This is a genomic window from Salmonella sp. NW38 (assembly GCF_051807745.1).
Classification (GTDB): Bacteria; Pseudomonadota; Gammaproteobacteria; order Enterobacterales; family Enterobacteriaceae; genus Salmonella; species Salmonella enterica.
On record NZ_JAMMTO010000001.1, the window covers coordinates 92,647 to 112,798 of the forward strand.

Sequence of the window (20,152 nt, forward strand, 5' to 3'; positions counted from 1 at the left end):
CAAATGATGAAAATGCGTTGGTTGGGCGCAGCTATTATGTTAACGCTCTACGCATCATCGAGCTGGGCGTTCAGTATTGATGACGTGGCAAAACAAGCTCAATCTTTAGCCGGGAAAGGCTATGAGGCGCCTAAAAGCAACTTGCCCTCCGTTTTCCGCGACATGAAATATGCGGATTATCAGCAGATCCAGTTTAACAGCGATAAAGCCTACTGGAACAACTTAAAGACCCCTTTTAAGCTCGAATTTTACCATCAGGGGATGTACTTCGATACGCCGGTCAAGATTAACGAAGTGACGGCGACGACGGTCAAAAGAATCAAATACAGCCCGGATTACTTCAATTTTGGCAATGTTCAGCATGATAAAGACACGGTAAAAGATTTAGGCTTCGCCGGGTTCAAAGTCCTGTACCCCATTAACAGTAAAGATAAGAACGACGAAATCGTCAGTATGCTTGGCGCCAGCTATTTCCGCGTGATCGGCGCAGGCCAGGTATATGGCTTATCTGCGCGCGGCCTGGCGATTGATACCGCCTTACCATCTGGTGAAGAGTTTCCCCGCTTTCGCGAGTTCTGGATTGAGCGTCCAAAACCCACCGATAAGCGTTTGACCGTCTATGCATTACTCGATTCTCCGCGCGCGACCGGCGCTTACCGTTTTGTGATCATTCCTGGCCGCGATACCGTGGTGGACGTGCAGTCAAAAGTCTATCTGCGCGATAAAGTAGGCAAGCTGGGCGTTGCGCCATTAACCAGTATGTTCCTGTTTGGGCCAAACCAGCCGTCGCCGACGACCAACTATCGTCCGGAACTGCATGACTCGAACGGCTTATCCATTCATGCGGGTAATGGCGAGTGGATTTGGCGTCCGCTGAACAATCCAAAACACCTCGCGGTGAGCAGCTATGCGATGGAAAACCCTCAGGGATTCGGCCTGTTGCAGCGCGGCCGCGAGTTCTCGCGCTTTGAAGATTTAGACGATCGCTACGACCTGCGTCCAAGCGCCTGGATTACCCCGAAAGGCGACTGGGGCAAAGGTAAGGTTGAACTGGTTGAAATTCCGACCAATGATGAAACCAACGATAACATCGTCGCTTACTGGACTCCGGATCAACTGCCGGAACCGGGTAAAGAGATGAACTTCAAGTACACTCTGACCTTCAGCCGCGATGAAGATAAACTTCATGCGCCGGATAATGCCTGGGTGCTGCAAACACGCCGCTCAACGGGCGACGTTAAACAGTCGAATCTGATTCGCCAGCCCGACGGCACTATTGCCTTTGTGGTGGATTTCGTTGGCGCCGACATGAAAAAACTGCCGCCGGATACGCCCGTCGCTGCGCAAACTAGCATTGGCGATAACGGTGAAATCGTTGACAGTAATGTACGCTATAACCCAGTCACTAAAGGCTGGCGTTTAATGCTGCGCGTGAAAGTCAAAGACGCGAAGAAAACCACGGAAATGCGTGCCGCATTGGTGAATGCCGATCAGACGCTAAGTGAAACCTGGAGCTACCAGTTACCTGCCAATGAATAAAACAACTGAGTATATTGACGCACTGCTGCTTTCTGAACGTGAGAAAGCGGCATTGCCGAAAACTGACATCCGCGCCGTGCATCAGGCGCTGGATGCCGAGCATCGGACTTACTCGCGAGAAGACGATTCACCGCAGGGTTCCGTAAAGGCCCGCCTTGAACACGCCTGGCCGGATTCATTGGCGAAGGGGCAGTTAATTAAAGATGATGAAGGGCGCGATCAGTTGCAGGCTATGCCAAAAGCGACGCGCTCTTCGATGTTTCCCGATCCCTGGCGAACCAACCCGGTTGGCCGTTTCTGGGATCGTCTGCGTGGGCGGGATGTAACGCCGCGCTATGTTTCTCGTCTGACAAAAGAAGAGCAGGCGAGCGAGCAAAAATGGCGTACCGTCGGCACTATACGCCGCTATATTTTGTTAATTTTGACTCTGGCGCAAACCGTCGTCGCGACCTGGTATATGAAGACCATTCTGCCTTATCAGGGATGGGCGCTCATCAATCCTATGGATATGGTGGGGCAGGATATTTGGGTCTCCTTTATGCAGCTCCTGCCCTACATGCTGCAAACCGGTATCCTGATTCTGTTTGCCGTGCTGTTCTGCTGGGTGTCAGCCGGATTCTGGACGGCGCTGATGGGCTTCCTGCAACTGCTTATCGGGCGCGATAAGTACAGCATCTCCGCGTCTACGGTTGGCGATGAGCCCCTCAATCCGGAACACCGGACGGCGCTGATCATGCCTATCTGTAATGAAGACGTTAGCCGCGTTTTCGCCGGTCTGCGCGCGACCTGGGAGTCCGTTAAAGCCACAGGCAACGCCGCGCATTTCGACGTCTATATCCTTAGCGACAGTTATAACCCGGATATCTGCGTGGCGGAGCAAAAGGCGTGGATGGAGCTTATTGCGGAAGTGCAGGGCGAAGGCCAAATTTTTTACCGCCGCCGCCGCCGCCGTATGAAACGCAAAAGCGGCAATATTGACGATTTTTGCCGCCGCTGGGGCAATCAGTACAGCTATATGGTGGTGCTGGATGCGGACTCAGTGATGAGCGGCGAGTGTCTGAGCGGGCTGGTGCGCCTGATGGAAGCGAATCCAAACGCCGGGATTATCCAGTCTTCGCCGAAAGCGTCGGGGATGGATACTCTGTATGCCCGCTGCCAACAGTTCGCGACCCGTGTTTATGGGCCGCTGTTTACCGCCGGGCTGCACTTCTGGCAGTTGGGAGAGTCGCACTACTGGGGGCACAATGCCATTATCCGCGTGAAACCGTTTATCGAGCACTGCGCTCTGGCGCCGCTGCCGGGAGAAGGTTCGTTCGCCGGATCGATTCTTTCTCACGACTTTGTGGAGGCGGCGCTAATGCGTCGGGCAGGGTGGGGCGTCTGGATTGCCTACGATCTCCCCGGCTCCTATGAAGAGCTGCCGCCAAACCTGCTGGATGAGCTTAAACGCGACCGCCGCTGGTGTCACGGCAACCTAATGAACTTTCGTCTGTTCCTGGTGAAAGGAATGCACCCGGTGCATCGCGCCGTGTTCCTGACGGGGGTAATGTCATATCTGTCCGCGCCGTTATGGTTTATGTTCCTCGCGCTTTCTACCGCGCTGCAGGTCGTTCATGCGTTAACAGAGCCGCAATATTTCCTTCAGCCGCGCCAGCTTTTTCCGGTCTGGCCGCAGTGGCGTCCGGAACTGGCAATCGCGCTGTTTGCGTCAACGATGGTGCTGCTGTTCCTGCCGAAGCTGCTCAGTATTATGCTGATCTGGTGTAAAGGCACCAAAGAGTATGGCGGTTTCTGGCGCGTTACGCTGTCGCTGTTGCTGGAAGTGCTGTTCTCCGTGTTGCTGGCGCCGGTGCGTATGCTGTTTCATACCGTGTTTGTGGTCAGCGCGTTTCTCGGCTGGGAAGTGGTCTGGAACTCACCGCAACGCGACGATGATTCTACGCCGTGGGGAGAAGCCTTTATGCGTCACGGTTCTCAACTGCTGCTGGGGCTGGTCTGGGCGGTGGGTATGGCGTGGCTGGATTTACGCTTTCTGTTCTGGCTGGCGCCGATTGTCTTTTCGCTGATTCTGTCGCCATTTGTTTCGGTGATCTCCAGTCGTTCAACGGTAGGATTACGCACCAAACGCTGGAAGCTGTTCCTGATCCCGGAAGAGTATTCGCCGCCTCAGGTGTTGGTCGATACCGATAAATATCTGGAGATGAATCGCCGCCGTATTCTGGACGATGGCTTTATGCATGCGGTATTTAACCCGTCGCTTAATGCGCTGGCGACCGCGATGGCCACCGCGCGTCACCGCGCCAGTAAGGTGCTGGAAATAGCCCGCGATCGTCATGTGGAGCAGGCGCTAAACGAAACGCCGGAGAAACTGAACCGCGATCGGCGTCTGGTTTTGCTCAGCGATCCGGTGACGATGGCGCGTTTACACTATCGGGTCTGGAATGCGCCAGAGAGATACTCTTCCTGGGTAAACCATTATCAGTCTCTCGTCCTGAATCCGCAGGCGTTGCAGGGACGAGCATCGTCAGCGGGATAAAGTCTTGAGGTCTGGAGTGAGGTGAAAAATACCGGCGTGATGCCGGTATTTTTATAGTGAAATGAGGTATCAGGTGCGTATATTCGTGGTGAGCATAATGGTGATTACCTTGAGCGGCTGCGGCAGTATTATCAGCAGAACGATCCCCGGACAAGGACACGGCAACCAGTATTACCCTGGCGTGCAGTGGGATATGCGTGATTCCGCATGGCGCTATATCACTATCCTCGATCTGCCCTTCTCACTGATCTTCGATACATTGCTGCTGCCGCTCGATATTCACCACGGGCCTTATGAGTAATTAACGCTCATCCCATTCGTCTGCCGCAGTACGGCCTTCCTCGGTATCAAGCGGGGGTTCAAGCTGGAATTCCCCTTCATCCCATTCATGCAAGGTATTCTCTTCCTGCCACTCCTGGCGGATCTCTATCTCATCATAATCGCCGTCAAACACGCTCTGCGCGGCTTCACCACTCAGCATTGGCAGACATTCGCCATCTTCACCTTCATCGGCGAAAAATTCGACCTGCCACATGATGTCCCCATCCTGCAGTACATATTTCTGAACGTTGAACTGCTGCACATTCGCTTCATCTTGTTCGAGGCCTGGATGGTCAGCCAGAAATTCTTCCCGGGCTGCATCGATAGCTTCTTCCAGCGTGGCATACATGGTCATCAGTGTCTCCCTTTGATTTGACGAGGTATTTAGGGAAAGAATAGCTGATTCTGTGATATTGCAAGTATGAAAGCGCAAAAATCATTCTATTGCCAGTCTGCGCCGTCGTAAGCTGTTCCATGAATAGATAGCATTGAACAACACCACGCCTGCCGTGACGCAGAATACGGCGCGGAAGCCATAGTTTGCGGAAATTGCGGCGCCCATGAGAGGGCCGGTGACGTTGCCGATATCGCGGAAAGATTGGTTGTAACTGAATATGCGCCCGGCTATCTGGTTGGTAGAGTTGTAAACCAGCAGAGTTTGAACGGCTGGCAGCAGCGCGCCATCCGCCGCGCCAAGCAGAAACCGCAATAGCGCGAGCTGCCACGGCGTTTGCACAAAAGACATTGGAATCAGCAGCAGTACGGAAATAATCAGCGCGACGATAAGAATCTTTTCCGGGCCAATTCTGTCGCCGAGCTTGCCGAGTCGGGGGGCGCTAAGTAATGCCGCCACGCCGGGAACGGACGCTATCATCCCGCTAATGAACGCAATATTACTGACATTTCCCGCGAGTTCGCGCACATAGAGCGTCAGGATGGGCGCAATAGACCCCGTCGCCACCTGAATAATCAGCGTGGTGACAAACAGGCTTAACACCAGGCGGGGATTTTTTAACGAGGCGACCACTTCCCGAACGTGAAGCATCTCTTTTTTGCTCACCGGCAGGAAATTCTCGCGAATAAAAAAGAAGGTGAGCAGAAAACAGATAAACAACACGCTGGCGGTAATAAAAAAGACCGGGCGAAGGCCGTAATGGTCGGCGAGCAGACCGCCCGCAAGTGGGCCAAGCAGAGCGCCGCTGACGCCGCCAGTAGAGAGCGTCCCTAACGCCCAGCCGCTTTTATGGCGCGGCACCTGAGTGGCGATGAGCGCATTGGCGTTGGGAATAAATCCGCCCAGCAGGCCTAATAACGCGCGGAGGATCAGAAATTGCCAGATATTTTGCGCCATGCCCATTAACAGCATGACAATGGCCATGCCGAGAGCGGAACGCAACAGCATGATCTTACGCCCTTTACGATCCGCCAGGCCGCCCCAAAAAGGGGAAGCGATAGCTGAAAAGAGGAACGTAATACTAAAGACCAGCCCGGACCACATGTTGAGCGCGCTATGGCCTGTTACGCCGAGTTGCTCAACGTAGAGAGGGAGAAAAGGCATGACCAGACTGAATGCCGCGCCGGTTAAAAAACAGCCCAGCCAGGTAACGGTTAGATTGCGTTTCCAGTTTATGGGGACATCAGAGGGTGACATAGCGTTCCACAGTATGATGCGCGGTTTGCGCTATCATCAATTTAATTATGAGCGTACTAATTATAATTATGCGCCGACCTTACCAGCCTCGCAATGTGGGGAGCTTTTAAAGCTAAAAGAGGGGAAAAATTGCAGCCTGACGGCTGCAATCCTGTCAATAGCGCGACGGTACGCCTTCAGGGCGAGTTTTAAAGCGGCGATGCAGCCACATATACTGCTCTGGCGCCATCATAATGCACTGCTCGACAATCTTATTCATCCACGCGGCAGTCGCTTCTGCGCTCTCCAGCGGAGGCGAATATTCCGCAGGAAGAATGATCAGTTCGTAGCCTTTCCCATCGGGTTTACGGCGAGGCACGAAGGGGATAATACAAGCTTTAGACATGCGCGCGAGCATCCAGGTACCGGAGGTCGTGGCAGCCTGGTCGACAGCGAATAATGGTACAAAAACGCTGGCGCGCGGGCCATAATCGTGATCCGGCGCATACCAGATCAATTCGCCGCTTTTCAATGCCTTAACCATGCCTTTCAGATCTTTGCGATCCAACATCGATTTATTGGAGCGTAAGCGTCCCCAGGTCTGTAACCAGTCGAGCAACGGATTATCATTCGGGCGATAAACTCCAATACCCGGGTTATGCATACCAAACATGCGGGCGCCAAACTCAAGGGTAAGGAAATGTATTCCTACCAGAATGAACCCCAGCCCCTGCGCCTTAACTTCACGGATATGCTCCAGACCGCTCGCTTCCATCCAGCGGTTCACTCGCCGATCGGGCCAGAACCAGGCCATGCCGGTTTCCATCACGCCCATACCGACGGATTCAAAGTTTTTGACCACCATGGTGTGGCGTTCCTGCGCGCTCATTTCCGGAAAGCATAATTCAAGGTTGCGATAGGCGATTTTCGCGCGGCGTTTCATTACGCGTCGCGCCAGGTGGCCCAATGCGCAACCCAATTTATAGATGACCGGGTAGGGGAGTTGCACGACCAACCAAAGCGCGCCTATACCCAACCAGGTTAACCAATAGCGCGGGTGCAGTAAGGCCACGGAGAACTTAGGCAACTTCGTCATTTCTATCCTGTCTTTCAACGAACAATTCCCCGTATTCTCGCATCTTTTTGCGTTGAGCAAAAATATGTAGCAGGAGAGTGGCGATTAAATCGACAATTGTTGTTAATTATTTAGTGTAAAGCAGGAAATGTAGCGCAAAATGTGTGGATGTAAATTGGCGAGACTTGCCTTATCATGCCTGCCCACTTTATTTTTTGCTGATTGCAGGATACGTACACCATGCCAGTGTTACACAACCGCATCTCTAATGACGAGCTGAAAGCCAAAATGCTGGCGGAAAGCGAGCCGCGTACGACAATTTCTTTTTATAAATATTTCACTATCGCCTCTCCGCAACAGACGCGGGACGCGTTGTATCAGGTGTTTACGGCGTTGGACGTTTTTGGTCGCGTTTACCTGGCGCATGAAGGCATCAATGCGCAAATCAGCGTGCCGCAAAGCAAGCTCGAGACGTTTCGTCAACAGCTTTATACGTTCGACCCCGCGCTGGACGGGCTGCGTTTAAATATCGCGCTGGAGGATGACGGAAAGTCATTTTGGGTGCTGCGTATGAAAGTTCGCGACCGTATCGTCGCTGACGGTATTGACGATCCGACTTTTGACGCCAGTAATGTCGGCGATTATCTGAAGGCGGCAGATGTGAATGCGATGCTGGACGATCCTGACGCGGTCTTTATTGATATGCGCAACCACTATGAGTATGAAGTCGGCCATTTCGAAAATGCTCTGGAAATCCCGGCGGATACGTTTCGTGAACAGTTGCCAAAAGCGGTTGAAATGCTGCGGGAACATGCAGATAAAAAGATAGTGATGTACTGTACCGGCGGTATTCGTTGTGAGAAAGCCAGCGCCTGGATGAAACACAACGGTTTCAATAAAGTCTGGCATATTGAGGGTGGCATCATTGAGTACGCCCGTCGCGCGCGCGAGCAGGGGCTTCCCGTTCGCTTTATCGGCAAAAACTTTGTATTTGATGAACGAATGGGCGAACGAATCTCGGATGATATTATCGCGCATTGCCATCAGTGCGGCGCGCCCTGCGATAGCCATACCAACTGCAAAAACGACGGTTGCCATCTGCTGTTTATTCAGTGTCCGCAGTGCGCCAGTAAATTTAACGGCTGCTGTAGTGAACAATGCTGTGAAGAGTTGGCCTTGCCGGAGGAAGAACAGCGCCGACGTCGCGCGGGTCGCGAGAACGGCAACAAAATTTTTAATAAATCGCGTGGTCGGCTTAATAGCAAACTGAGCATTCCCGATCCGGCTGAGTAATATTTTGCCGGATAGCAGCGTAAAGGCCGCTATCCGGCATTTCGCCAGGCGTTACTTCTGCTGAACGCCTTCTACTGAGATGATAAGCTCAACCTCTTGTGAGGCCGGGCCGAGATCGGTAGTTATATTGAAATCCTTCAGCTTAATTTTTCCTTCGGCCTCAAAGCCCGCGCGCTTACCGCCCCACGGATCGTCGCCCTGGCCCATCAGCTTTGCTTCCAGCGTCACCGGTTTAGTCACGCCATTGAGCGTCAGATTGCCGGTAATATCCAGTTCATCGCCCTCTTTTTTCACGCTGGTAGAGGTGAAGGTTGCCTGCGGGAATTTCGCAACATTAAGAAATTCCGCGCTACGCAGGTGTTTGTCACGTTCGGCATGGTTAGTGTCGACGCTATTGGTGTTAATGGTCACGTTCACTTTGTCTGCCGACGGATTTTTTTCATCAAAAGTAAACGTGCCGTCGAAATCTTTAAAGGTGCCGTACAGCCAGCTGTAGCCCAGATGCTGGATGCGGAAATTGACGAACGCATGTTGGCCTTCTTTATCAATTTTATACTCCGCCGCCACGGCGGAACCGGTCGTGAATAACAAGGATGCGAGGGTGAATCCCAGCAGGTTTTTTTTCATTTTTGAGCTCCATAGTCAGATGACGACATTCCTGTCATACGTTTCAGTGTGTCGTCTTTATCGATGAAATGGTGTTTTAGCGCCATAACCCCATGCGAGAGCGAGATAATGACCAGCGACCAGGCAAACCACAGATGCAGCGTTCCGGCGATGTCAGCCTGCGCGCCCGCGTCCGTAAGCGTGGCCGGAATCTCAAACCAGCCAAAGACGCTAATCGGTTTACCGTCGGCGGTGGAAATCAGGTAGCCGCTAATGATTATCGCAAAGAGCAGGAGATACAGGAGGAGATGACCTGCGGCGGCGCCAGCGCGCGTTAAACGGGAATAGCTGGTCAACGCAATGGGCGGCGGAGAATAAAGCCGCCAGATAATACGCACGATCAGCGCCATCATCAGTAATATGCCAATACTTTTATGTATTTCCGGTGCCTGGTGATACCAGCCGTCGTAATAACTGAGCGTGACCATCCATAAACCCAACGCAAACATGCCATAGACCACCAGGGCGGTCAGCCAGTGGAGCGCGGCGGAAACCACGCCATAACGCTGTGGAGTATTTTTAAATTGCATAAACACACCAATCAATATTTCACGAGAGAATGAAAATGGCGTGGAAAAGCGCCGAATGCAACTTATAAATAAGAATTTGAATGATATTTATTTTTATTTCAATAATTTTGATGTTGTTTGCGGTTCAGCTTCAGAAGTTTCGAGATATTTCCCCCTGATAACCGCGCAATGGCAGGAACTGGCATTATTGCCGTGCTTAACGTTATGAAATAAAAAGCGAGGAACTTTCAGGAAGTGTCAGTTAACGTCAATGAAAAGCAATCAAAAGAAAAGGAGATAAACAATATCCATCACCGCCAGCAGCGACCAAAGAATAACGTAAAGCATGAAATGTTCGCGAATATTATTCATCAGAAAATGAAAGAGACGACGCATAGCTTACCTTAATAAACAGCCCCTTTACGGGGCCGACAAATTATTGGCTAAAACGGGAAAGCCGGAACGGCGTCAGATCAAAGGAGGGCGTTTTTCCCAACGCAAAATCCGCAGCGATTTCTCCTAACACCGGGGCGAATTTAAAACCATGTCCGCTGAGTCCAGTGATGACAAGCGTATTCTCATGGCCAGGCAGCGTATCGATAATAAAATCCTCGTCCGGCGAATTATCATAGGTACATGCCGCCCCATGTAAACAACCGCCGATACCCGGCAGTACATTACGCAAGAAAGGAAATGCTTCCGCGCCATCGCTGGCAACGGCGGCAAAGGGCTTGCGCTCTTCCGGAGCCTGTATTAGCTGTCCGCCATTGTGTTTGCCGATTTTTAACTCGTCGCTCTCCGCCGGGAAGCCGTAATATTGATCGCCGTTGGGCATTTCGCCGGTAAAGGCCGGAAAGCGGTTTTTAGTACTGTAACGTCCATCCGCCTTAAACCAGGCAAAAACTTTACGTACGGGCTGAACGGGCAGCTCCGGTACCAGCGCTTTGACCCAGGTGCCCGCGCTAATCAGCGCTTTGCTGGCGTGGTAGCAGCCTTCACTCGTCTCTATCGTCACACCGTTATCATCATGGTGAATATGGCTTACCGGGCTGTTGAATAGCTGTGCGCAGCCTGCTTCTCGGGCCAGACGAAGCCATGTGGTAATGGCTAATTCGCTGCGCAGGAAACCGGAGTCAGCTTCAAACAGCCCGATATAATTATCGGGCACGCGAATTTCCGGCCAGCGCGTCATGAGGGCCGTCGCGTCCAGGCGCTCGACGTTTAATTGCCACTGTTGCGCGCTTCGTGCGACGTTGGCTAAGAAAGCGGAATCGGCCGGGCCGAGGTTGACGACGCCGGAGCGGACAAAAATAGGCTCTTCATTGTGTGTGGAGAGTTCATCCCAAAGCGCCTGGGCGCGAAGCACCAGCGGGACATATTTTTCGCCTTCACCATAAGCGTGGCGGATAAGTCGGGTATCGCCGTGGTGGCTGCCCTGTTGATGAGGCGGCATATGCGCATCGGTCATCAGGACCTTTAGCCCGGCGCGGGTGGCGTAATAACCAGCGGCGGCGCCAACCGAACCGCTGCCGATAATAATAAGGTCGTATTTCATCAGCTTCTCTCTGCTATCGCGATGATTTCAGGGTAAATAACTGCGCTGAGATATACAAGCCAGAAATAAGTGAGGCACCTTACGGTGCCTGAGAGAGGGGAGCGCGTCACGCTAATGGCGACGATACTCGTTTTCCTGGTAATCACCTGATTCTATTTTGGCGATGCCGGCTTCTAATATTGAAATAAATTGCCTGGCTACATCTGTCGTTAACCAGAGCGTTTGACCAACTTCAGTCCCTTCCGGTTCCGGACGATTTGGGGTCTGGTAGTGCAAACGCAGCATCAGCGCATCATAGCTATCGACGGTGCTGATGTCCCATCCTACAAGCGGATGGGTCTGAATGACTTCATTATTCTTTTCCATCATGCCCCCCTGGTACGTGTTATAAGACAACGGTTCTCGAGGTTCAATGCGTGTTTTTCTTCTGAAGCAACTTCAGTATACCAATTAATAAGGCTATTCACTGCGTTTTTAAAGAGACCGGAGGATAAATTTCTCTTTTTAAGAATTATATGAACAATAAAGCGGCAGTTCATTCATATTTTTTTAGGATGTTGTGCAATTATTTTGACGGTCAGGCGAAATATTCATCAGTTGCGCAAATAAAAAAGCCGGGGCGACCCGGCAAACATACATCACTGCATATCATTTTTTATTCATTGATGAACCAGTCATCAGCGCTCTCCCAGGTCTCCTGGAGAATCTCGCTAATGCGTTCTTTGTCCTCTTTTGATGCGCCAATGACGGACAAGTTGTTGGCGGTAGCGTAACGTACGGTGACGTTACCTAAGTTCTCAGGAAAATGATGGCTAATACGACGGGAGAGTTCGCCCGCCAGCGCATCAATCGCACCGGCAGGCAGAGGTGACGTTTTGGCTATAGTGACTTCAATACGCATAATGGCCCCCTGTTGAATATGCTGGATATATATACAGTTAAATCCAATATATAGCAACAGGTAAGCGCATTTTTTATTTTTTTACTGACCAGCGTACTGTTTCACCCGCTAAAAAAGGCACCAGCGAATCATCAGCCAGCGCGATATTTTCCGGTACCTGTTGTTCATCGCGAACCAGTTCCACCCACCCCGTATTCACCGGCAGGCCATAGAATTGCGGGCCATTCAGTGAACAGAACGCTTCAAAGTGCGCCAGCGCGTTCATTTCCTCAAACACGGCGGCATAACTGCCAAGGGCGGAGGGGGCGTTGAAACAACCAGCGCAGCCGCAACTGGTCTCTTTACGATGACGTGAATGCGGCGCTGAATCCGTCCCCAGGAAGGCGCGCGTAAAACCACTGGCAACCAGTTCGCGTAACGCCTGCTGGTGAATATTGCGTTTCAGAATCGGCAGACAGTACAGGTGAGGACGAATGCCGCCAACCAGCATATCATTACGGTTAAACATTAAATGTTGAGGCGTAATGGTAGCCGCCAGGTAGTCGTTGCCGTCACGGACATACTGCGCGGCATCTTTGGTCGTGATGTGTTCAAAGACCACTTTAAGCGCGGTCAGACGCTGGCGTAGCGGTTCCATTACGGTGTCGATAAAACGCGCTTCGCGATCGAAGATATCAACATCCGCATGGGTCACCTCACCGTGGACCAGTAATGGCATTCCGAGTTTTTCCATCCGCTCCAGTACCGGCATGATAGCGTCGACTGACGTTACGCCATGACTGGAGTTAGTGGTGGCATTGGCCGGGTAAAGCTTAGCCGCAGTAAACACGCCTTCATGGAAACCACGCTCCAGTTCATCGGCATCGAGCGAATCCGTTAAATAGCAGGTCATTAACGGCGTGAAATCATGCCCGGCGGGCACCGCATCGAGAATACGCTGACGGTAGGCGATCGCTGCATCAACGGTCGTGATGGGGGACGCCAGGTTCGGCATCACGATAGCGCGACCATAAATTTCGCTGGTATAGGGTACGACCGTTTTTAACATGTCGCCATCGCGAAGGTGAACGTGCCAGTCGTCCGGGCGGCGGATCTTTAAAACCTGGGATGGTGCAGTCATTAATAAGCTCCGGCTGAGGAATAGTCTTTTTGCCGGAAACAAAGGATAAGCGGAAACGTTTTCGTTTGCACGTAAAAAAAGGGCGCGAGCGCGCCCTCCGATATCAATTGGTGAAAGGAATAACGATTTCACCAGGTTTAACTTCAATGCCTTTCGCGAGTTTCTTCGCTAACGCTTCGCCTTTACTACTGTCCTCACGCAACACGTAAGCGGGCCGCTGGTTAAAGTAGCTACGTAAAGACTGATTTAAATAAGGCAGGAGCGTTTGTAGCACCGATTGCATTTTCTCCGGCGTCACGGTGGCGTCTACTACTTCCATCTCCTGAAGATAGATGGCGCCTTTTTCTTTATCAAAGACCGGCAGGGCTTTTAGCTTGAGTTTCATCGTCGCTTTTTGACTGCCAAACAGGGAATTCATATCCAGCCTGGCATCGCCAGTAAGGGTGACTTTATTAGGCTCTTCCCGACCAATCTGGCTGGCAAGGTTAGTCAATACGATATGCGCGTCGGCAATTCCGGGCAGACCAATATCTTTTGAGAAATTATTCCGTTTTTCAAGCGCTTGATTGATTTCTTGTTCGCTAATGGTGTATTGCGTAAGTTGATTACAACCCACTAACAGGCCGCTAACTACCAGCGCAGCGGCAAAAAAAAACTTTTTCATGGCGTTCCTTAGCATGTTGCCTGTGCCCTAATCTTGACACAAAGCAGCATGTCGCGCCAGCGGACATGGCGCCACTAGAAAAAGCTGAAAAAGGCGGCAAGAAAGGGTTGCCGCCTGGCGGGCGTTAGATAGCCATTGAGGAGAGTAAATTAATTTGCGTCTGCTTTGCCATATTATCGCGATAGTCCGCGACTTTTGTCGGCCAGTGAATACCGGCGACCAGCGTCAGATTACGCAGAAGCGGAAACAGATGAATATCATCTTCCGATAATTCGCCGTTAACGGCGTTAGGCTGTACGATGAGTTTATCCAGCAAACGTAAATCATCGCCGATCTTTTTAATCAGTCCGGCAGAGTGCGCAAGATGGTTGTCAAAACTGCCAGATGAGGCTTCTTTTTTGCGGATAAAATACTGGCGCGCCGCAGGGGTAGAAAATTCATCGAAAGCGGATTTTGCAAATCGCGGCAGCAGTAGCTGATTAACGTAACCGTTAACTTTGCGCAACCACTCCTCAATGGCTGGATTGCGTTTCCCGGTTAACAGCGGTTTGCCGTCGAGGTTGTCGACATAATGTACAATATCCATACTTTCAGGAAGGTAGCGACTATCATCTTTTTGCAGGATGGGCACCATCTTTTGACCAATCATCCGGGTGGGCGTCGCCTCGTCGTCATTTTGTAACACGTTAAGTTCAACGGGGATGTTCTTCAGGCCGAAAATCATGCGGGCTTTAACGCAGAAAGGGCAATGATCGTAAATATAAAGCTTCACGTTTCTCCTCCATTTGACTGTCGGTTCCTGACCAGTATGGAGGAGATAGCGACAGGTATCAAATCAGGCACCGGGTTCCAGCATCCGGCGCGGCGTGCGTTTATGACTAAATTGCCAGCCTAAAGCCAAAAAGGTGATAAAGCCGATAATACCGAGCATCATCCACGGTAGTTCAGGCTGCGCAAGCGCTTTACCCATATCAAACAACCAGCCGCCGCCGATATAACCAATCGCGCCGCCAATGGCTAATCCCAGACGGCTAAAGCCCATATAGCTTCCCCGCGCCCTCGCGTCCGCGAGCGACGCGCTGAGCGTTTCGCGCGCCGGTTCGGCGATAACCGAGCCGATGTAGAAAGCGCAAATAAGCGTAAAAAGCTGCTGTAAATTGCCCACCATCCCGATGGGGATCATGCTCAGCGACATGACGAGCAAACCAGCCATCAGCCGATGCTCCAGCCGAAAACGCTTTTCGCTCCAGCGGGCAATCGGGTAGAGCAACGTCAGCGAGAGACACGCTTCGATAGCGTACATCCATTTCACGGCAGCAGGCGAACCGGCGATATCGTTTACCATAATCGGCAGCATTAACATGACCTGTACCGCCAGCATATAATAGCCCGCCAGCGTCAGCACGTAGGTGACAAACCTTTTATCGCTCATAACGCGGCGCATTCCTTCACGCACCGGCGTTCTGACCGTTGATAGCTTCCAGGCCGGAAGCAGCCATGCGTTGAAAAGGGCGCATAATATGAACAAAATAGCGCCTGTCGCGCAGACCAGACGAAAATCGTATTGTAGCAACCAGCTTCCCAGTAGCGCGCCAATCACCGCACCCGCGCTGTCCTGCATCATCAACAGAGAGAAGAAGCGGCCCCGTTGCTCCGGACGAATTAATTTGACCACCAGCGCTGAGCGCGGCGGGTCGAAAAGCGTACCGCCGAGACCGGAAAGAAAGCAGGAAAACCACAAGAGCCAGGGCTCATGCGCGATACCCATGGTGGCAAAGCCGGCGGCGCGCATCAGCATACCGGTGACAATCATCGGTTTCGCGCCAAAGCGATCGGCGATGGCACCGCCAAAAATGCCCAGACCTTGTTGAATAAACTGGCGCAGGCCGAGCGCGATCCCTACCATTACGGCAGCCCACCCCATTTGATCGACAAAGCGAATAGAGATGAGCGGGAATACGACGAAAAAACCCAGCACCACCAACATGTTATCGATGAGAAGAAAATATTTACCCAGGCTCCTCGCCTGCGAGACGCGCGACATTTCCCCTCCCGGGAAATAATAGATGAGCGTCTTCTATTCTGCGGCGGCGTTTCGTTTTTTCCTACCGTTAGCGGGACAATATTTTTTTATCAAAAGTCCTTTTTAATCGAGAGTTTTCATCAAAATGTGGCAGCAATTCAAAAAATGACGATTTGCGCTTTTCACAGAGCCTGGTTGCGCAGGTATAGTAATGTTACTGGCGTGCTGAAGACGTTACAGGAAGGAGTAGGTATAGAATGTTTGGCTATCGTAGTAACGTGCCAAAAGTGCGCTTAACCACCGATCGTCTGGTGGTACGTTTAGTGCATGAGCGTGATGCCTGGCGTCTGGCCGATTATTACGCGGAAAATCGTCATTTTTTAAAACCCTGGGAACCGGTCCGTGATGAAAGTCATTGTTATCCTTCAGGATGGCAGGCGCGTCTGGGAATGATCGGTGAATTTCACAAACAGGGCTCCGCCTTCTATTTCGCGCTACTTGATCCGGAAGAAAAAGAAATTATCGGCGTGGCGAATTTTTCCAATGTGGTGCGCGGTTCTTTTCATGCCTGTTATCTGGGCTATTCCATTGCGCAAAAGTGGCAGGGGCAGGGGCTGATGTTTGAAGCCTTAACCGCTGCGATTCGCTATATGCAGCGCACTCAGCATATCCACCGTATCATGGCGAACTATATGCCGCACAACAAACGTAGCGGCGCGTTGCTGGCGCGGCTTGGCTTTGAAAAAGAAGGCTATGCGAAAGATTACCTGTTGATTGATGGACAATGGCGCGACCATGTCCTGACGGCGTTAACCACGCCGTTATGGACGCCGGGGCGTTGAGCGGCTTACGGAATGAGAGGCAAAGGGAGAAAACGATGAAATATGAATTAACCGCCACTGAAGCGCGAGTGATTGGCTGTCTGCTGGAAAAGCAGGTGACAACGCCGGAACAGTATCCGCTTTCCGTCAACGGCGTGGTGACAGCCTGTAATCAGAAAACCAACCGTGAACCGGTGATGAACCTGACGGAACAAGAGGTACAAGAACAACTCGATAACCTGGTGAAACGCCACTTTTTGCGTACGGTCAGCGGGTTTGGCAATCGCGTCACCAAATATGAACAGCGTTTCTGTAATTCCGAATTTGGCGATCTGAAACTTAGCGCGGCGGAAGTGGCGCTTGTCACTACGCTGCTGCTGCGCGGCGCGCAAACGCCCGGCGAGTTGCGTAGCCGGGCGTCGCGGATGCATGAATTCAGCGATATGGCGGAAGTTGAATCCACGCTGGAACGGCTTGCCAGTCGTGAGGACGGCCCGTATGTCGTCCGTCTGGCGCGTGAACCGGGTAAGCGCGAAAGCCGTTATATGCACCTTTTTTGCGGCGACGTCGATGAACTGTCTCTCCAGACGTCTGCGCCGGAAAGTGCGTCGGGCGATCTTCAGTCGCGCGTCGAAGCGCTGGAAAGCGAAGTGGCGGAGTTAAAGCAGCGGCTGGATTCTTTGTTAGCTCACCTGGGGGAGTAATGTGAGAACATTACGGATTGGCATTGTCGGATTAGGCGGTATTGCGCAGAAGGCCTGGCTGCCGGTATTAACCAACACCGCCGGATGGACATTACAGGGCGCCTGGTCTCCTTCGCGGGATAAAGCCTTACGTATCTGCGAAAGCTGGCGCATACCGTATGTGGATTCGCTGGCGAATTTAGCGTCCGGCTGCGATGCGGTCTTCGTCCACTCCAGTACCGCAAGCCATTATGCCGTGGTCAGCGAACTTCTCAATGCCGGCGTGCATGTTTGCGTGGATAAACCGCTGGCGGAAAATCTACGTGATGCCGAACGGCTGGTGGCGCTGGCGGCGCAAAAAAAATTGACGCTGATGGTTGGCTTTAATCGCCGTTTCGCGCCGCTGTACCGCGAACTGAAGACGCGCCTCGGCACTGCGGCGTCACTGCGTATGGATAAACATCGTACCGATAGCGTCGGGCCGCACGACTTACGTTTTACTTTGCTCGATGACTATCTGCATGTCGTGGATACCGCTCTGTGGCTGGCGGGCGGCGAGGCGCGCCTTGCCAGCGGCACGTTGCTCACCAGCGAGTCCGGCGAAATGTGCTATGCGGAACATCATTTTTCCGCCGACAAACTACAAATTACCACCAGTATGCACCGGCGCGCCGGAAGCCAGCGTGAATCGGTCCAGGCCGTCACCGACGGCGGGCTGTATGACGTGACGGATATGCGTGAATGGCGCGAAGAGCGCGGGCAGGGTATTCTCATCAAACCCATTCCGGGTTGGCAAACGACGCTTGAACAGCGTGGTTTTGTCGGATGCGCGCGACATTTCATTGACTGCGTACAAAATCAGACGGTTCCGGAAACGGCGGGGGAGCAGGCGATTTTGGCCCAGCGCGTCGTGGAGGCGCTGTGGCGGGACGCCATCAGCGAATAATCCTCTGTAACATCTGGCGGTAGTAATTCATCGTAATCCAGGTACTATACCCTCAATAATTCGAGTTGCAGAAAAGCTAACGCACATGCAACTCGAAGTATGGCGGGTATATATGCCCACTCTACATAATACCTCTTTTCACAGTGAATAATGGCAAACCGTGGGGAGTCTGTAAGGCCTGATAAGACGTTTTAACGTCGCCGTCAGGCGCGGTGATACAGCCGGATACGGCAGAAGTTGCGTTATCCGGTCGATGGATCAGCCATGCAGGAGTTTTACGCCAGGGTCTGGAATACAAAAGAAATGAATTTATTGAAATCGCTGGCTGCTGTCAGCTCGATGACTATGTTTTCACGCGTGTTGGGCTTTGCCCGTGATGCGATTGTCGCCAGAATTTTTGGCGCAGGGATGGCGACCGACGCCTTTTTTGTGGCGTTTAAACTCCCCAATCTACTACGCCGGATCTTTGCCGAAGGCGCTTTTTCTCAGGCCTTTGTGCCTATCCTGGCGGAATATAAGAGCAAGCAGGGTGAAGAAGCGACGCGGATCTTTGTCGCTTACGTTTCCGGCCTGTTGACGCTGGCATTGGCCGTCGTGACGGTGGCCGGTATGCTGGCCGCCCCGTGGGTGATTATGGTAACCGCGCCGGGTTTTGCCGATACTGCGGATAAATTCGCGCTGACGACGCAACTGCTGCGGATTACGTTTCCCTATATTCTGCTGATCTCGCTGGCTTCACTGGTTGGCGCCATTCTCAACACCTGGAATCGCTTCTCCATTCCCGCTTTTGCGCCGACATTTCTTAATATCAGCATGATCGGTTTTGCATTATTCGCCGCGCCATACTTTAATCCGCCGGTGCTGGCGTTAGCCTGGGCAGTCACCGTCGGCGGCGTGCTGCAACTGGTGTATCAACTTCCGTATTTGAAAAAGATCGGTATGCTGGTGCTGCCGCGCATTAACTTTCGCGACACCGGGGCGATGCGGGTGGTCAAACAGATGGGGCCGGCGATTTTGGGCGTTTCCGTCAGTCAGATCTCCCTTATCATCAATACCATTTTCGCCTCGTTTCTGGCCTCCGGCTCGGTCTCATGGATGTACTATGCCGATCGGTTGATGGAGTTCCCGTCCGGCGTGCTGGGCGTGGCGTTGGGGACCATCCTGTTGCCGTCATTGTCGAAAAGCTTTGCCAGCGGCAATCATGATGAGTACTGCCGCCTGATGGACTGGGGGCTGCGTTTGTGCTTTTTACTGGCGTTGCCGAGCGCAGTAGCGTTAGGCATTCTGGCGAAGCCGCTGACGGTCTCGCTGTTTCAGTACGGTAAATTCACCGCCTTTGATGCGGCAATGACGCAGCGGGCGTTAATCGCCTATTCGGTGGGGCTGATTGGCTTGATCGTCGTAAAAGTGCTGGCCCCGGGCTTCTATTCTCGCCAGGATATTAAAACGCCGGTGAAAATCGCCATCGTGACGTTAATCATGACTCAGTTAATGAACCTGGCGTTTATTGGACCGCTGAAACACGCCGGACTGTCGCTCTCTATTGGTCTGGCGGCATGTCTCAATGCGTCGCTGCTGTACTGGCAACTGCGCAAACAGAATATCTTTACGCCACAACCGGGTTGGATGTGGTTCCTGATGCGTCTGATCATTTCCGTACTGGTGATGGCCGCCGTATTGTTCGGCGTGTTGCATATTATGCCGGAGTGGTCGCAAGGGTCGATGTTATGGCGTTTGCTACGTTTGATGGCGGTAGTGATCGCGGGTATCGCGGCCTATTTCGCCGCGCTTGCCGTGCTGGGCTTTAAAGTGAAAGAGTTTGTTCGCCGGACGGCGTAAATTCAGTGCCTGATAGCGCTGTGCTATCAGG

21 protein-coding genes are annotated in these 20,152 nt (G+C 52.4%); 8 read left to right on the forward strand and 13 right to left on the reverse strand.

All coding sequences use genetic code 11. From position 1 onward, the window contains the following. Positions 1-3: 3 nt before the first annotated feature. The 3 genes from mdoG to NA624_RS00485 all read left to right on the forward strand — a co-directional run bounded on the left by mdoG (position 4) and on the right by NA624_RS00485 (position 4,376). Positions 4-1,539 carry a glucans biosynthesis protein MdoG gene (mdoG, locus tag NA624_RS00475; RefSeq protein ID WP_001562609.1) on the forward strand — a complete coding sequence of 512 codons (1,536 nt, stop codon included), beginning with the start codon at positions 4-6 and terminating at the stop codon, positions 1,537-1,539. Then, positions 1,532-4,075, forward strand: a complete 2,544-nt coding sequence (gene mdoH / locus NA624_RS00480) for a glucans biosynthesis glucosyltransferase MdoH (RefSeq protein WP_001044607.1) — start codon at positions 1,532-1,534, stop codon at positions 4,073-4,075. Before mdoG ends, mdoH begins: the two co-directional genes overlap by 8 nt. A gap of 73 nt (positions 4,076-4,148) precedes the next feature. Next, positions 4,149-4,376, forward strand: coding sequence for a YceK/YidQ family lipoprotein (locus tag NA624_RS00485; RefSeq protein ID WP_001219156.1), 228 nt, complete (start codon positions 4,149-4,151; stop codon positions 4,374-4,376). On the opposite strand, the gene NA624_RS00490 is transcribed toward NA624_RS00485, so the two are convergent. The 3 genes from NA624_RS00490 to NA624_RS00500 form a co-directional block, all read right to left on the reverse strand. Further along, entirely contained in the window at positions 4,377-4,751 is a 375-nt protein-coding gene (locus tag NA624_RS00490) for a MysB family protein (RefSeq protein ID WP_000180050.1), read from the reverse strand. 81 nt (positions 4,752-4,832) lie between these two features. Then, positions 4,833-6,047 carry a multidrug efflux MFS transporter MdtG gene (mdtG, locus tag NA624_RS00495; protein WP_000075051.1) on the reverse strand — a complete coding sequence of 405 codons (1,215 nt, stop codon included), beginning with the start codon at positions 6,045-6,047 and terminating at the stop codon, positions 4,833-4,835. A 154-nt stretch (positions 6,048-6,201) separates the two neighbouring features. Beyond that, positions 6,202-7,122, reverse strand: coding sequence for a Kdo(2)-lipid IV(A) acyltransferase (locus NA624_RS00500; protein ID WP_000163973.1), 921 nt, complete (start codon positions 7,120-7,122; stop codon positions 6,202-6,204). A 219-nt stretch (positions 7,123-7,341) separates the two neighbouring features. Between NA624_RS00500 and trhO the strand changes: the two genes are divergently transcribed. Next, entirely contained in the window at positions 7,342-8,394 is a 1,053-nt protein-coding gene (gene trhO / locus NA624_RS00505; protein ID WP_001144628.1) for an oxygen-dependent tRNA uridine(34) hydroxylase TrhO, read from the forward strand. A 51-nt stretch (positions 8,395-8,445) separates the two neighbouring features. On the opposite strand, the gene NA624_RS00510 is transcribed toward trhO, so the two are convergent. From NA624_RS00510 to mdtH, 10 genes are all read right to left on the reverse strand, one after another. Continuing rightward, a complete protein-coding gene (locus tag NA624_RS00510) occupies positions 8,446-9,021 on the reverse strand; it encodes a YceI family protein (RefSeq protein ID WP_000739886.1) in 576 nt (191 codons plus the stop codon). Next, positions 9,018-9,590, reverse strand: coding sequence for a cytochrome b (locus NA624_RS00515; RefSeq protein ID WP_001159782.1), 573 nt, complete (start codon positions 9,588-9,590; stop codon positions 9,018-9,020). Before NA624_RS00515 ends, NA624_RS00510 begins: the two co-directional genes overlap by 4 nt. 261 nt (positions 9,591-9,851) lie before the next feature. Further along, entirely contained in the window at positions 9,852-9,965 is a 114-nt protein-coding gene (locus NA624_RS00520) for a YceO family protein (protein ID WP_001253282.1), read from the reverse strand. A 40-nt stretch (positions 9,966-10,005) separates the two neighbouring features. Next, positions 10,006-11,124, reverse strand: a complete 1,119-nt coding sequence (solA, locus tag NA624_RS00525) for an N-methyl-L-tryptophan oxidase (RefSeq protein WP_000872767.1) — start codon at positions 11,122-11,124, stop codon at positions 10,006-10,008. A gap of 111 nt (positions 11,125-11,235) precedes the next feature. Then, the gene (bssS, locus tag NA624_RS00530; RefSeq protein WP_000414441.1) at positions 11,236-11,490 is read right to left on the reverse strand and encodes a biofilm formation regulator BssS; all 255 of its coding nucleotides are present in this window, start codon (positions 11,488-11,490) and stop codon (positions 11,236-11,238) included. Between the two features lie 289 nt (positions 11,491-11,779). After that, positions 11,780-12,025, reverse strand: a complete 246-nt coding sequence (gene dinI / locus NA624_RS00535; RefSeq protein WP_001217763.1) for a DNA damage-inducible protein I — start codon at positions 12,023-12,025, stop codon at positions 11,780-11,782. 73 nt (positions 12,026-12,098) lie between these two features. Beyond that, positions 12,099-13,145: a dihydroorotase gene (pyrC, locus tag NA624_RS00540; RefSeq protein WP_000126587.1), complete on the reverse strand. Its 1,047-nt coding sequence runs from the start codon at positions 13,143-13,145 to the stop codon at positions 12,099-12,101. A 103-nt stretch (positions 13,146-13,248) separates the two neighbouring features. Beyond that, complete coding sequence (locus tag NA624_RS00545) at positions 13,249-13,809, reverse strand: lipoprotein (RefSeq protein ID WP_000713054.1); 561 nt, start codon at positions 13,807-13,809, stop codon at positions 13,249-13,251. Positions 13,810-13,933: 124 nt separating this feature from the next. Next, on the reverse strand, positions 13,934-14,581 hold the full coding sequence (grxB, locus tag NA624_RS00550; RefSeq protein WP_000780893.1) for a glutaredoxin 2: 648 nt from the start codon (positions 14,579-14,581) through the stop codon (positions 13,934-13,936). A 63-nt stretch (positions 14,582-14,644) separates the two neighbouring features. Beyond that, entirely contained in the window at positions 14,645-15,853 is a 1,209-nt protein-coding gene (gene mdtH, locus NA624_RS00555; protein ID WP_000092229.1) for a multidrug efflux MFS transporter MdtH, read from the reverse strand. Positions 15,854-16,089: 236 nt separating this feature from the next. On the opposite strand from mdtH, the gene rimJ reads away from it, so the two are divergent. From rimJ to murJ, 4 genes are all read left to right on the forward strand, one after another. Continuing rightward, positions 16,090-16,674 (forward strand): ribosomal protein S5-alanine N-acetyltransferase, encoded by a 585-nt coding sequence (gene rimJ, locus NA624_RS00560; RefSeq protein ID WP_000468204.1) that lies wholly within the window; start codon positions 16,090-16,092, stop codon positions 16,672-16,674. A 35-nt stretch (positions 16,675-16,709) separates the two neighbouring features. Further along, complete coding sequence (locus NA624_RS00565; protein WP_000873047.1) at positions 16,710-17,357, forward strand: YceH family protein; 648 nt, start codon at positions 16,710-16,712, stop codon at positions 17,355-17,357. 1 nt (position 17,358) lies between these two features. Then, entirely contained in the window at positions 17,359-18,282 is a 924-nt protein-coding gene (locus tag NA624_RS00570; protein WP_001259728.1) for a Gfo/Idh/MocA family protein, read from the forward strand. A 303-nt stretch (positions 18,283-18,585) separates the two neighbouring features. Further along, a complete protein-coding gene (murJ, locus tag NA624_RS00575; RefSeq protein ID WP_001537775.1) occupies positions 18,586-20,121 on the forward strand; it encodes a murein biosynthesis integral membrane protein MurJ in 1,536 nt (511 codons plus the stop codon). The last annotated feature ends 31 nt before the right edge of the window (positions 20,122-20,152 follow it).

What these genes read in the sequence shown, in the direction of transcription:
- mdoG (WP_001562609.1), top strand. Translation starts at nt 4, where the DNA reads ATGATGAAAATGCGTTGGTTGGGCGCAGCTATTATGTTAACGCTCTAC.
- mdoH (WP_001044607.1), top strand. Translation starts at nt 1,532, where the DNA reads ATGAATAAAACAACTGAGTATATTGACGCACTGCTGCTTTCTGAACGT.
- NA624_RS00490 (WP_000180050.1), bottom strand. Translation starts at nt 4,751, where the DNA reads ATGACCATGTATGCCACGCTGGAAGAAGCTATCGATGCAGCCCGGGAA.
- mdtG (WP_000075051.1), bottom strand. Translation starts at nt 6,047, where the DNA reads ATGTCACCCTCTGATGTCCCCATAAACTGGAAACGCAATCTAACCGTT.
- NA624_RS00500 (WP_000163973.1), bottom strand. Translation starts at nt 7,122, where the DNA reads ATGACGAAGTTGCCTAAGTTCTCCGTGGCCTTACTGCACCCGCGCTAT.
- trhO (WP_001144628.1), top strand. Translation starts at nt 7,342, where the DNA reads ATGCCAGTGTTACACAACCGCATCTCTAATGACGAGCTGAAAGCCAAA.
- NA624_RS00510 (WP_000739886.1), bottom strand. Translation starts at nt 9,021, where the DNA reads ATGAAAAAAAACCTGCTGGGATTCACCCTCGCATCCTTGTTATTCACG.
- NA624_RS00515 (WP_001159782.1), bottom strand. Translation starts at nt 9,590, where the DNA reads ATGCAATTTAAAAATACTCCACAGCGTTATGGCGTGGTTTCCGCCGCG.
- NA624_RS00520 (WP_001253282.1), bottom strand. Translation starts at nt 9,965, where the DNA reads ATGCGTCGTCTCTTTCATTTTCTGATGAATAATATTCGCGAACATTTC.
- solA (WP_000872767.1), bottom strand. Translation starts at nt 11,124, where the DNA reads ATGAAATACGACCTTATTATTATCGGCAGCGGTTCGGTTGGCGCCGCC.
- bssS (WP_000414441.1), bottom strand. Translation starts at nt 11,490, where the DNA reads ATGGAAAAGAATAATGAAGTCATTCAGACCCATCCGCTTGTAGGATGG.
- dinI (WP_001217763.1), bottom strand. Translation starts at nt 12,025, where the DNA reads ATGCGTATTGAAGTCACTATAGCCAAAACGTCACCTCTGCCTGCCGGT.
- pyrC (WP_000126587.1), bottom strand. Translation starts at nt 13,145, where the DNA reads ATGACTGCACCATCCCAGGTTTTAAAGATCCGCCGCCCGGACGACTGG.
- NA624_RS00545 (WP_000713054.1), bottom strand. Translation starts at nt 13,809, where the DNA reads ATGAAAAAGTTTTTTTTTGCCGCTGCGCTGGTAGTTAGCGGCCTGTTA.
- mdtH (WP_000092229.1), bottom strand. Translation starts at nt 15,853, where the DNA reads ATGTCGCGCGTCTCGCAGGCGAGGAGCCTGGGTAAATATTTTCTTCTC.
- rimJ (WP_000468204.1), top strand. Translation starts at nt 16,090, where the DNA reads ATGTTTGGCTATCGTAGTAACGTGCCAAAAGTGCGCTTAACCACCGAT.
- NA624_RS00565 (WP_000873047.1), top strand. Translation starts at nt 16,710, where the DNA reads ATGAAATATGAATTAACCGCCACTGAAGCGCGAGTGATTGGCTGTCTG.
- murJ (WP_001537775.1), top strand. Translation starts at nt 18,586, where the DNA reads ATGAATTTATTGAAATCGCTGGCTGCTGTCAGCTCGATGACTATGTTT.